Annotated in this window: 12 protein-coding genes; 5 read left to right on the top strand and 7 right to left on the bottom strand. The window is 36.4% G+C overall.

All coding sequences use genetic code 11. The annotated features are described in order from the left end of the window. Positions 1–7: 7 nt before the first annotated feature. Positions 8–2,992 (bottom strand): Fe-S-cluster-containing hydrogenase, encoded by a 2,985-nt coding sequence (locus tag ACHZAX_RS17055; protein WP_320019942.1) that lies wholly within the window; start codon positions 2,990–2,992, stop codon positions 8–10. Between the two features lie 62 nt (positions 2,993–3,054). Then, complete coding sequence (locus ACHZAX_RS17060) at positions 3,055–4,209, bottom strand: cytochrome c3 family protein (protein ID WP_320019943.1); 1,155 nt, start codon at positions 4,207–4,209, stop codon at positions 3,055–3,057. A gap of 641 nt (positions 4,210–4,850) precedes the next feature. Here ACHZAX_RS17060 and ACHZAX_RS17065 point away from each other — a divergent pair. From ACHZAX_RS17065 to ACHZAX_RS17085, 5 genes are all read left to right on the top strand, one after another. Beyond that, positions 4,851–5,918, top strand: coding sequence for a hypothetical protein (locus ACHZAX_RS17065; protein ID WP_320019944.1), 1,068 nt, complete (start codon positions 4,851–4,853; stop codon positions 5,916–5,918). After that, positions 5,918–6,334, top strand: coding sequence for a hypothetical protein (locus ACHZAX_RS17070; RefSeq protein ID WP_320019945.1), 417 nt, complete (start codon positions 5,918–5,920; stop codon positions 6,332–6,334). Before ACHZAX_RS17065 ends, ACHZAX_RS17070 begins: the two co-directional genes overlap by 1 nt. Then, complete coding sequence (locus tag ACHZAX_RS17075) at positions 6,331–6,747, top strand: hypothetical protein (protein WP_394698291.1); 417 nt, start codon at positions 6,331–6,333, stop codon at positions 6,745–6,747. Before ACHZAX_RS17070 ends, ACHZAX_RS17075 begins: the two co-directional genes overlap by 4 nt. Beyond that, the gene (locus ACHZAX_RS17080) at positions 6,747–7,160 is read left to right on the top strand and encodes a hypothetical protein (RefSeq protein WP_320019947.1); all 414 of its coding nucleotides are present in this window, start codon (positions 6,747–6,749) and stop codon (positions 7,158–7,160) included. Before ACHZAX_RS17075 ends, ACHZAX_RS17080 begins: the two co-directional genes overlap by 1 nt. A 144-nt stretch (positions 7,161–7,304) precedes the next feature. Then, positions 7,305–8,783: a rhomboid family intramembrane serine protease gene (locus ACHZAX_RS17085; protein ID WP_320019948.1), complete on the top strand. Its 1,479-nt coding sequence runs from the start codon at positions 7,305–7,307 to the stop codon at positions 8,781–8,783. A gap of 83 nt (positions 8,784–8,866) precedes the next feature. Here the strand turns inward: ACHZAX_RS17085 and ACHZAX_RS17090 are convergent, their stop codons facing one another. From ACHZAX_RS17090 to ACHZAX_RS17110, 5 genes are all read right to left on the bottom strand, one after another. Further along, positions 8,867–9,967 (bottom strand): collagen-like domain-containing protein, encoded by a 1,101-nt coding sequence (locus tag ACHZAX_RS17090; RefSeq protein WP_320019949.1) that lies wholly within the window; start codon positions 9,965–9,967, stop codon positions 8,867–8,869. Positions 9,968–10,075: 108 nt separating this feature from the next. Further along, complete coding sequence (locus tag ACHZAX_RS17095; RefSeq protein ID WP_320019950.1) at positions 10,076–10,669, bottom strand: Yip1 family protein; 594 nt, start codon at positions 10,667–10,669, stop codon at positions 10,076–10,078. Positions 10,670–10,684: 15 nt separating this feature from the next. Then, on the bottom strand, positions 10,685–11,455 hold the full coding sequence (locus ACHZAX_RS17100; protein ID WP_180327168.1) for a TIGR00266 family protein: 771 nt from the start codon (positions 11,453–11,455) through the stop codon (positions 10,685–10,687). Positions 11,456–11,498: 43 nt separating this feature from the next. Continuing rightward, positions 11,499–12,017, bottom strand: a complete 519-nt coding sequence (locus tag ACHZAX_RS17105) for a DUF3592 domain-containing protein (protein WP_320019951.1) — start codon at positions 12,015–12,017, stop codon at positions 11,499–11,501. A gap of 12 nt (positions 12,018–12,029) precedes the next feature. Beyond that, positions 12,030–13,076, bottom strand: a complete 1,047-nt coding sequence (locus ACHZAX_RS17110; protein WP_320019952.1) for a hypothetical protein — start codon at positions 13,074–13,076, stop codon at positions 12,030–12,032. Between the last annotated feature and the right edge of the window lie 41 nt (positions 13,077–13,117).

Genomic DNA, 13,117 nt, shown 5'->3' on the forward strand with positions numbered 1-13,117 from the left:
CGTGGTTTTATGAATTGTTCGTTTCTTTATTTCTAATCTTTGTTAGATAACTTACCGATGGCAGCGTATGAATCTCCTCCAGCAAATGGTAATTTCGCTTGCTCGAAGTTTCTTTTACTACCTGACTGTCCTTATCGTTTAAATCCCCAAATATGATTGCTCCGGCAGGACAGGCTTGCTGACAAGCTGTTTTTATTTCGCCGTCCCGAGGCCTTCTTCCGTCAATTTTTGCATTCAATTTCCCTTCCTGAATTCGCTGCACGCATAGAGAACATTTCTCAATCACTCCTTTTGCCCGCACGGTAACGTCCGGATTCAAAACCATTCGTTTTAAATCGATCGTCATGTCAGCCACATCGTGCAGGTTATTTGGAATCGAATCTGCTTTCGTAAAATCAAACCAATTGAACCGACGCACTTTATAAGGGCAGTTATTTCCGCAGTAACGAGTCCCGATGCAACGGTTATAGGCCATTTGATTCAAACCTTCGCTGCTGTGAGTGGTGGCCGCTACCGGACAAACATTCTCGCAAGGTGCATTGTCGCAATGCTGACACATTACCGGTTGAAAAGAAACGTCCGGATTCAATTCACTGCCTGAAAAATATCTGTCGATACGAATCCATGACATTTCATGTGCCCGAATCACCTCTTTTTTACCAACTACAGGCACATTATTTTCTGCCTGACAGGCAATGGAACAGGCACCGCAGCCAACACATGAATTTAAATCGACAACCAATCCCCAATGATGATTTGGAAAATTTGGTTTCTTATAGATACCTGCATTCTCATATTCCTGATGCGATTCATTTCCGGCCGCCGGATCTTTTAAATATTCGCCTAATGAAGCTTCACGAACAATTGCTCTTCCCTCCATCGAATGATGAGTTTGAGTCATTGCCAATTCATACTTTTCTTCTGTTTTTGTTAGTTCAACCCCCGTCGAAAAATCTACTCTGTAATTATCTTTTATATGAGATAATCCAGAAACATTAACTCCTACATTCTTACCAACTACTCCGCAATCTGTCCTGCCATAACCTAAAGCAACTGCAGCAGTATTGTATGCTTGTCCCGGTAAAATATATACAGGCAGCTTTACTCCTGAATTCAACTCCACCACATCACCTGTTTCTAAACGCATTTCTTCCGCTTGTTTTGGTGATACAGTCAAATAATTGTCCCAACAAATTTTCGTTACCGGATCGGGAAGTTCCTGAATCCATGGATTGTTTGCCATTTTTCCATCGCCCATGGCTGAGCTTTCATATACCTGAAGCTCAAAACCAGAAGATTTTGGTGCATTTGCAATGCTATTAATCAATTCGCCAATGCCATTCAACTTAAATTTGGTATCGAAAACCGATTTTGTTTTAGGTTCAAAGATTCCCTGCTGCAGGCTGTTGTTCCAAAAACCGGTAAAGTTTGGATAGACCGTTTGCAACGGATATAATTTCTCTTCCCAGTAATTCTTTATAAATTTTAAATAGTCAGTTTCCTGCCCCGACCACGCAAGCAAAGTAGATTGAAATTGCCGGGTATTGAATAACGGACGAATTCCCGGCTGCATCAGACTGTAACGGCTTGTTTTAGGTTCCAAATCATTCCAGCTTTCTATAAAATGATTATCAGGAGCTGCATATTTAAAACGACCACTGGTTTCATTGGGAGCCATATCCAGTGACACCGAAAACGGCACTTTATCTATTGCCTTTCCGAATTCCTCCCCCTTAAAATAATCGTATACCGGATTTACACCGTAAGAGAACAAAGCTTTTATTTTACCCGAGTTCAGATCAGTAAGCAATTGCTCCATATCCAAATCAATCGCTTGCTTGGTTAGTATTTGTTTATCAATCCGCAAGGTTGTTCCGTAATTTTCCAACTCGTAATTAATCCCATTAATTAAAATCTGAATATTCAAATCATTCTCTCCTGCAATAACCAATGATTTCCCTTTATTTACCCACAGTTCTTTTGCCAATTCATGAATATCTTCGTTGGTGTCAATTATAGAATAGGAATCCAGACCTTTCAATTTGAGTATTTCATTGTACAATTGAGCAACAAGCAAAGTTTGTTCGGAAGGTTTTACCGGAATCCGATAATCAGCATTACTGCCGGTTAAGGACAAACGCGATTCAAACTGAATGTGTCGTGACATATTCGTATTTCCATCGCTCAATTTGCGTTTTTTGGTGTACTGACGAATGTGTTCAACAGGCATCAGCCAATTTCCCAAAAAATCAGCATCGAAACTCACAATTACATCTGCAAAATCGAAACGGTAATCGCAAATTCCTGCTTTCCCAAAACACATTTCGTTCGCCTTTATCAATGCAGATGCAGAGCGGTTATCGTACTGTATCCATTTCACATTGGGATAAGATTTTAAAAATGTATTGATCACAGCCTTTGTTGATGGGCTGTATATTGTCGGAGTCAAAAGAACGGCGCTCTCTTTACTTTCTTTTAATTGATTTAGTTGCTGAATAATGTCTTGATCCAACTCCTCCCAGGAAATTTTGGTATTGCCTTTCAGCGGATTTTTATAACGGCTGGTATCGTACAATCCCAAAATGGAAGCCTGAACCCTTGCACTTGTGCCTCCATAAGTAACCGACGACAAATCGTTGCCTTCAATTTTTATTGGACGGCCTTCCCGGGTTTTAATCAAAATACTGCAATATTCACTGCCATTTACATAGGATGATGCATAATAATTTGCTTTCCCCGGAGTAATTTCTTCGGGTTTGATTAAATATGGAATGGCCTTTTGAACAGAATTTTCGCAACTTGCCAACACGGTACTTATTGCCAGACTGTATCCGCAAAGCTTCAGGAAATCACGACGGTTCGATTGTGATTTTTCATTCCCGTTATCAAATATATCGAGTATTTGTTCCAGATTCCCCTTAGGCAAAATTTGCTTTTCGGAAGTTTCTGATCCATTTTTACGTTCGGCAAGACTTTTCCAATGTTTCTTCATATCTAAACGGTTATCAATAGGTAAAATGCAATGCAACAGGGCAATAATTGGCTTCTACAATCCTAATAATGACATCGGGCACATTCCCTTCCTCCAATATCAGTAACTCTAACACTGTCAATAACTCCTGCTGCCAAATCTTCGTGCAGTTTTTTAAAGCCATTGGAATAATATCCATTGGCCTGAAAATCAACAGCTGTTTTATCATGACAATCCAAACACCAGCCCATCGACAAATCTTCAACTTGCTTAATTACATCCATCTCTTCAACAGGGCCATGGCATTCCTGACATTCTCTTTTTCCCACATTAGCATGCTGGGCATGACTGAAAAAAACATGATCGGGCAACTGATGAATCCGAACCCATTCTACAGAAGTATTATTTTCTACTGCCTTGATAATTTTGTTAATTTCGAATTTCCCTGAATTAGGTCCTTCCCTTACAATAATATGGCAGTTCATACAAAGGTTTACATGAGGAATTCCTGCAGATTTGCTTTCGTCGGCTGTTGTATGACAATATCTGCAATCAATTTTATTCCCGGTAACATGTACTTTATGAGAAAACTTAATGGGCTGTGCCGGTTGGTAATTTTGTTTGCGTCCCAAAGCCATAGCTCCATCAGCCAACATATTTATCTGGTATCCAAAAGCAAGTACAAAAATTAGTATTGGAATAAATTTATATTTGATTTTTTTTGTGAAGAACAAATCAATTAAAGCCATAGTAAGTAAGGCACCCAAAAAGAAAAAAACAATCAGGTTATTTACCTTAGGTTTGGCTTCATGGAGAGTATCCTCTTTTAATTGAACGAGATATGATTTTATATATCTCAGTTCCTCATCCGAGTAAGTATATCCTACATGCGATGCCTCCATTTTTTTCCCCAACGGGCTCATCAATACAGACTTGAATTCTGCAATTGATTTATCAGCATAGGTTCCGGCAATATCCATCGCGGAAGGATTCCAATTCAGCGTATCGATGTATTCAATATTGTGACAGGAAACACAGGATGTTACATCCGTTTTAATTCTGGTTAAGCCTTTAAAAAGACGTTCTCCCCTTTTCCCGGAGTTTAGAAAATAGTTAAAATGATGATGATCATTTTCAGCAACATGAGTGCTGTCGGCTTCAATTGCAAGAAGCGCAGGAGGACTAAATAACAGAAAAAGTATAATCAGGGCATAAAAAAATCCGTAGGGTCTACTCATAAGTAAGGTATTTGATACAGATTAGGGTTATATAACAGCCAATAATGAAACGTCCATGTATAAAGCATTCTACACACAGTGGGATGATTATAATGGTAAGTTCCATGTGGCAAAAACTTAAAATTATAAACACATGAAAATACAAATCAAAATACGAAACCCTTATCTGACAAATCCTACTGCAATCCAACCATTCTATATTAAGGTAGCTGAGCTCACTTTCTTCGTAACTTCCTCGCTCTCTACCAAATATAATAATTTAAACGAATAAATCATATTCATTCACATAATGAAACACAAATAGAAGCAACAATAGATAGGGATTTAAATGTCTTTTTATTAATGTTTATAAATGGTACATGAATTCTGAAAAAAAAACAGAATTGGCCTAATTCAGAAATGATTTGAATATGAATGAAATTTTACCTCTTTATACTAAAATCCGAAATGGAATACAGAGCCGTTTTAATTTCAGAACACCTTTAACACGACTTTGAATCATTTAATAAATAAACATTGCAATTAATTATTGCAAAACTACATCGCGCTTATGGTATCATGTAATTATTTTTCATAAATTTGATTTTTATTAAAAATATAGTTTATACTATTAACCAGCAGAATGATTTTAATCAAAAAAAATGTCAGGAAAATTAAATAATTTACAACAGTTTGTTCAAAATGCTGCTGATACAGCCTGGAGAGCAAGCCAGAACAATTCACAATATGACCCAAATCCTACTGGATTTGGTCAACATCTTGAATTTACATTGCAAGCAAGAAGCGGTGAGTTAGCTAAACTTTTAAACGAAATTGCAGAAGATGAACTCAATCAGGTAGACAAATCACCTGAGCCTATCGATTTTACCAAATTCGTGAAAATCTCTAATCGTGAATTTAATCACAAGGAGGTATTTGTAGGTGATAAATGGGTGCTGGTTCCTAATGATGCCAACATCCGTTTTGATGCAAGAACAGATAGTTATGCAGGTACTGTTCAGGCTTCCTTCAATGTAACAATTAGTCACAATGGCGATACTGCTACTTATACCTCGAGTGAAACTTACCAGCAATACCAAAGCAACAAACCATTAGTAGACAACGAACAACTATTGGTTAAGGGCCAAAACCTAAGACTAAATGATGGTGAACTAGATTGGATGCGACTAGGTGCAGGAGTTTACGGAGTCGCCGACAAAAGCGCGAACACTGCAAATAATTTCAGATCGTTATATGATTGTCGCACTAAAGATTTTAAACGAAAATACACTTACAAACTATCAAAAATTGCCCCAAAAGCAGGAAAGTCTGGAGAAATATTTCAGAGCTTAGAAAAATTTGCTAAAAAAACAAAATCTCTAGGTAGAGTCTGTAATTATTTGACATTCGGCACAATACTATATGAAGGAATAACAGATACTTGGGATGCACATACTATAGTAAACGGATGCCTATTAGCTGTGAGTATTATTGCTGTATCCGCTGCATCCGCACCTATTGTAACAGGAATTGCCATTTACGGATTACTTGACCTTGTTTTTGATATAGGTGGTGGTATTGATGATATTTTTGGCCGAGACTCCAATTTTTGGAACAATCAAGCAATCGAAAGCTATCCAACAGAACTGTCACCTCTATTTCTTGAAGCTCGAATTGATAATACTTATGTAGCCCCACAATTCATTAAACCTCTAAATTTTAAAGACTGATGATGAAATTTCTATTTAAACCATTACTCGCGGCCAATTACTGCGCTTCCAAATGGATTGTCAATAAGAATTTACCACAACGAGTAATTCCTACTGCCCTACATACCTTCACCTCACCTTTTGCTTTTATATCTGCGGGAATATACTGTGTCATCTTAGGATCTATTGATTATAAATTTAAAACATTCACTCCAATCTTCATTGGATTAGGAATTGTTATGCTTAGTGTTTCCTTTTTTGTGGAAAAAAAGGCAAAAAATTCTATTGAAAGATGGGGAATTAAAAAAGAATACAAAAGCTTAAGTAAAAATCAACGACAAAACAGAAATACTTTTGCATTCCTCTTCTTTTGGGCAGGCTTTGCTTTGTCTGTTTATTTAATAATAACTTTTACTGAAGGATATTTAGTAAAATGATGAAAATTCTATTTAAACCATTACTCGCGGCCAATTACTGCGCTTCCAAATGGATTGTTAACAAAAAATTACCCAAACGAGTAATTCCTACTGCTCTACATACCTTTACAACTCCTTTTGCTTTTTTATCTGCAGGAATATATTGTGTCGTTATAGGATCTATTGAGTTTAAATTTAAAACCTTCACACCAATCTTCATTGGACTAGCAATTGTAATGCTTAGTGTTTCCCTTTACATAGAAAAAAAAGCGAAAAATTCTATTGAAAGATGGGGGATTAAAAAAGAATACAAAAGCTTAAGTAAAAATCAACGACAAAACAGAAATACTTTTGCATTTCTATTCTTTTGGGCAAGCATTATTTTGTCTTTTTATTTGGGAGTAACGTTTACTGGAGGATATTTAGTAAAATAATGAAATTGCTATTTAAATATTTATTATCAGCAAATTACAGTTTTGCCAAAAGATGGGTCAATAAAAAAATGACTCAACAAATACTTCCTGCTACAATACATACTTTTACTACTCCATTTGCATTTATAGCTGCAGGCTTATACTGCACTGTTATAGGCACAATTGATTATAAATTTAAAACTTTCCTACCTATATTTATTGGATTAGGAATAGTAATGCTAGGAGTTTCCTTTTACATCGAAAAAAAAGCAAAAAAAGCAATTTACAAATGGGATATAGAGAAAGAATATAAATCTCTAAACAAAAGCCAACGATCCAATAGAAATACTTTTGCATTTCTATTCTTTTGGGCAGGCTTTGCTTTGTTTTTTTATTTAGCAATAACTTTTACAGAAGGATATTTAGTAAAATGATGAAAATTCTATTTAAACCATTACTCGCGGCCAACTATTTTCCGATAATAACCTGAATAACACAAAAAAAAGTACGACAACAAAAAACATAACGAACAAAATAATTGCATTTTTTTTTCGAACCCATTATAAAAAACAAAAAATATGGCATTTGGATTTCCACCTAAACACAAAGAAATTTTTCAGCTTGATAATATTGACAAAGAGCATTATTTACTATTTGCCATAGAAACAGCCAAGCAACTTAATTGGGATGTAAGTTTTATAAATGAAAGTGGATTTGTTGCTTACACAAACTTTTCGATGGTTTCGTGGAGCGAGGAGGTAAATATAACTATTGAAGAAAAATCAGTAACAATCAAAAGTGCATGCACGAGTATACAGATTTTCGACTGGGGAAAAAACAAGAAAAATATAAGTCTTTTTGTGTCAAAATTCGAAGAGGTAAAAAATACAATGTCACAAGAAGAAATTAATTCTAAATTAATAGAACTATGGCAAAAGAATCCGAGAACAGAAAACAATGCCCTAAGCAAACCGCCATCTACATCTAAAAATAAACTAACTGGTTTCTTTTCTGTTTTTAAGCCTACCAAAGATTATTTTGTTACTCCAATATTGCTTCTTACTACCATCTCTATTTTCCTGATCATGGTATTATCCGGCGTTAATTTTTTTGCCCCTAGCGGCGAAAGTCTTTTAAATTGGGGTGCTAATTTTAAACCGATGACCTTAGATGGACAATGGTGGAGATTATTCACAGCTATTTTTTTACACATTGGAATCTTCCATTTACTGATGAATATGTACGCATTAGTCTACATTGGCCTTTTATTAGAGCCTTATCTTGGCAAAACCAGGTTTATTGGCGCATACCTACTCACAGGTATTGCTTCAAGCATAGCAAGTCTATGGTATCACGACATCACGATTAGTGCAGGAGCTTCAGGAGCAATTTTTGGATTATACGGTGTTTTTCTTGCTCTTCTCACTACCAATCTTCTTGATAAATCAGTGAAAAAGGCATTCATGACAAGTATTTTAGTATTTGTGGGTTACAATATAGTAAACGGATTAAAGCCCGATAGTGGCATTGACAATGCCGCACATATTGGAGGTCTTCTTAGCGGATTCATAATTGGATACGCCTTTGTTCCAAGCCTAAAAAACTTCGAATCTAAAAAGTTGAAACTTTCTACAATTACTGCATTGACAGTTATAACTCTACTTTCATCTATATTGGTGTACAAAATCCTGCCTAATGATATTGGTAAGTATGAAAAAGAAATACAGCAATTTGTTAGTATGGAAGCAAAAGCATTAGAAGTCTATAATTTACCAGATGACACATCTGAAGAGCAATATATTGATGAGTTTACAAAGCATGGAATTTACTATTGGAATGAAAATATAAAATTGCTTGACAGCTTTAAAGAATTAGACTTGCCAGCACACATCAGAACCCGAAATTTGATACTAAGAGAATATTGCGAACTTAGAATAAAAAGTTATGAATTTGTATGTAAATCTATTGAAGAAGATACTGATGCATATGAAATTGCAATAGATGACTGCAACAAAAAAATGGAAAAAATAATCTCAACCTTGACCAATTTGCAATAGAAAAAACATTCCAAAATAGAATCTTAATGACATCCAAAAAGGGCATCCTCCTAAAAGAATGCCCTTTTATTTTCAATATTTTTCTAGTTCAAACTCTCAACTAATCTATCAAACTCAAGTTGATTGCCTTTATTTGCTTCCAACTGAACAGCAGCCTGACCCGTTATTAGTTTTATTTGATATTCAACATCTTCTACAACGAGTAGTTCCGTCATATTTTCCATTCCTTTAAGAGTGTTCTGTAATCGTAGTATGTACCTATCATCACTACTGTTTTTAAATATCCACCCCTCGCGTGTAAGGAAGTTTTTCTGATTAGTTAGCTTAGTTAATGGCAAAAGTCTTATGGAGTTTGCATCTTTCCAATAAACCAATACGATACCATTTTCGTACACATCTTGGTTTAGAGCAGGAAAGTCAATATCATCAATAATCGTTTTTGTATAACTAGTAGCGATATTGCTATACACGGTCCAATTAGAAACACTGGCAGTATATTTAAATGTTTTTACATTGGCATTTCCATCAGCACCTTTCAATTCTAAACCAGCTCCCCAGCTTGTATCGCCTTCCTCATCAGTTACTGCAGGGCCATAAAGTACACAGGTTGCTTTGTCAAGGTAAAAATCGCCTGTATTTCCGATAGTATTACCGGGAACACCTTCACCGGAAAGTATTTTTGAACCATTTGTTCCATTGGTTCCATTGATACCATCAACACCGTTCGTTCCATTGATACCATCAACACCGTTCGTTCCATTGGTTCCATCAACACCGTTCGTTCCATTGATACCATCAACACCGTTCGTTCCATTGGTTCCATCAACACCGTTCGTTCCATTGGTTCCATCAGCTCCGTTAGTACCATTTGTGCCTTTCAAAGAAAACCCATCTGTATCTGTCCAATTATCTGCATTTACTTTAGGACCATACAACATTCCTGTTGCAACGTCCAGATAATAATCACTAACTGCACCAACTGCAGCTGCAGGCTCGCCTTCACCGCTATAAATAATACTGCCATCGGTTCCAGCTGGTCCAACTTCTCCTGCTGCACCTTGTTCTCCTTTATCACCTTTAGGACCTAATAATCCGGCCTCACCATCATCACCACTACACGAAACCATCGAAATACTTAACGCCATAAAAGCGACTGCGAAAAAATAAAGTTTACTCGTTTTCATTTTTTTTGTAAATTTGAAATGATTAATAATTTGGAATTAAAGAGATCTTGCGTGATGTTTAATTCCTTTTAATTGTATTCTTCCGGAGGCTGTAACCTCCGGATTTTTTTAATATGTTCGTAATCCTGCTGAAATTAGTATTACCCCAATTACAAAGGAGACCAAAACGGACACTCCAATGACTAAAATCAGGCTGACAATAAAGTAGTTGGTCTTTTTTTCCTCGCTTACCTTCGTTATGGGAACAAAACCAATATATAAAATATACAAACTGTATAAGCCAGCCAGTAAAGCCAAGATGGTTAGACTTGGAAGAATGTAAAAAACTCCCGCAAGCCATATTGGCGTATAAGAATAGGCTACCAGTTTAATTGCATTATCCAGGCTTACCTGAGTACCGAAATTAGTTGCTAACTTATGAATACAGAATGCGCTTAGGAAAACACCTAAAAATGCGCCTAAAAAAGCAAGAATCGCCTGATGAAGTCCCCAGCTAAAAGAAGCTACTTTAAAATAACTCCCCAGACCAATCAATCCGTAACCAATAAAAGAAGCTATGGTAGGAATCAAAACCAAAGGAAGCACGTAGGACAGTAAGAAATCCTTCAGGTCTATTTGCTCATCACTAATTTTCGCCCATGCTTCTTTCGGCTGAAGGGTAATCAGTTTTACTCTATCGATTAAATATTCAATATTTATCATGATTTCAGGATTTTATTATGATTCCAATAGACTCTGTAAAATCCCGTTACTACCTTCTTTTCGACTATTGGAACCTCCTGTTGATAATTGATTGATTAACTTGCTAATCGGCATGGATTGCAACCACACTTTTCCTGTTCCCTGAAGAGTTGCCAGAAATAAACCTTCCCCTCCAAAAACCATCGATTTTAAATTACCGGCCTGTTGAATACTAAAATCAATACCTTCCTGAAAACCAACAACGCAGCCTGTATCCACTCTTATTGTTTCTCCCTTTAAATCATGCTCGATAAGTGTTCCTCCGGCATGAATAAAAGCATTTCCATCGCCTTGCAGTTTCTGAAGAATAAAACCTTCGCCTCCAAAGAAACCAGCACCCAATTTCCGGTTAAAATGCATACTGATTTTTGTTCCTAATGCAGCGCACAAAAAAGCATCACGTTGCACAATCACAGTTCCACCTAATTGCTCTAAATCGATAGGAACAATGGTTCCTGGATAGGGTGCGGCAAAAGCAACCTGACTTTTTCCTGTTCCCCGATGTGTAAAATGAGTTATAAATATTGACTCTCCGGTAATTTTTCTGGATGCCGCCGAGAGCAATTTTCCAAAAAGCCCCTTGTCCGGCTCTGAACCATCTCCCATCTTTGCTTGAAAATCTATCCCTTCTTTCATATATAACATTGCTCCTGCTTCAGCTATAACTGTTTCATTGGGATCCAATTCAATCTCTACCAACTGAATATCGTGTCCTATAATCTTATAATCTATTTCGTGTGATTTCATGATTTATAATTTATGATTGTTACTTTTTTCAAACTATTCTATTTTAATTTCTTGAGCCTACGAATAAGGCCAAAACAAACACTCCAATTTTTTTAACAAACTGCCACAACATCAGGAATCCAATTAAACAAAACAGTAAAGGTCCGTAAGTAATCAAATAAGTAAAAAAATTGGGGCCGGGTTCAAGCAGGGCAGCATCAGGTAATTCCGGATCATAATAAACAGTAACCGAACTTCCTTCCGCATATTTCTGAATATCTTTTTTTGCACCTGATGCACTACTGCTGCTTCCATCAACAGTAGAAATCCGGGTTCCTGAATACTCCTTACCCTCAACAACATATTTGTAAACAATGTTGGAAGCATACATTTTTGTTCCATCACTTATCGATGTGCTGATATCCGCTATAGTAACCTTGCCCTCTACAGCAGGCCATGACTTTGAAGCATTTGCCTCTTCAACAATAGTTTGGCTGATATTTTTATAAAAAAACCAACCTCCGATAATAAATGCAATTGCGAAAATGAGTAAGGCAATTGGCGAACTTTGCTTGTTTTCCATAGTCTGTCTTTTTTAAAAATTAAACGCATCCATTAGTTTAAGCATCTCCAATTTAGTCTGAACAGAACTGGACACAAGTATAATATATGTATCGTAATCTGGAATTTCGATGATTAAAGAAATACCTTCGTCTCCTTCCATTTTACCATACATACACTTTTTCCCGCTGTGTGTAAAAACATCCAGATTTCCTCCCTGATCAGGATTGCCGTTTTTACGTGAAGTTGCAGCTACTCCCAAACTACCGTTCATTCCTTTCATAAACATGGCGCTATAGGTTCCCTCCATATTCATTACCATCATTTTATGGTAATTATTAAAGCTAAAACCATTTGCAATTTTCTGAAACTTCTCGTAAGGATACTTTACAGGAACTAAATCTATTGCTTCATCGCCATCACTGTCATCGCTAAATCCTTCGCTCATACCACCAAATATTTCCTGCTGATACTGATCCTGATCTTCGTATTTAATGTTGGTGGGAGGAGTAAATTTTGAGGCAGACACAGAACTGTTTTTGTCAAATCTGGTTGCTGTTTCGATCGCTTCAATTCCTAATATTTTTGCTTCCGATTTTAAGGTAACACCTTCGTATATCCAACATTTCGCTCCCATTAACTTTACTACTTCGCACTCATTCCCTAAAACATCTTCAGTACCAACAATCTCGCCACCAAATGCTTCCAACAGATCTTTTCCCATCTTCTTCTTTTCTGCTTCGGTCATGTTTTCAGTAATATCCTGAAAAGGAACTGTTCCTTTCTGCCCTTTATTCTCAATTAAATTAGCAGACCAAAACTGTCCTCCCTTTATAATTGAAATATCATGTGTTTTGGTTTCACTCTTAATTCCAAACATTTTAGTTACGCTTACCGATTTGGTTTCCGTAAAAGATGAATTCCCATAGTTGTCCCACCAAACAGATTTGGTGCCAGTAGTATTTCCGCTGAGTTGATACTCAACATGCCCCGATTTGATGGCATATATTTGACTCTTTTGTTGAGATGTAGCAACATGCGTCATTAGCAAACACGTTACTATAAGAATAATCTGTTTCATCAGTGAATGGATTTGAATTAAATGTTCTGGTTTATTTGTAA

Origin of the sequence: Labilibaculum manganireducens, assembly GCF_963665805.2 — a bacterium.
In the GTDB taxonomy this organism is placed as follows: Bacteria; Bacteroidota; Bacteroidia; order Bacteroidales; family Marinifilaceae; genus Labilibaculum; species Labilibaculum manganireducens.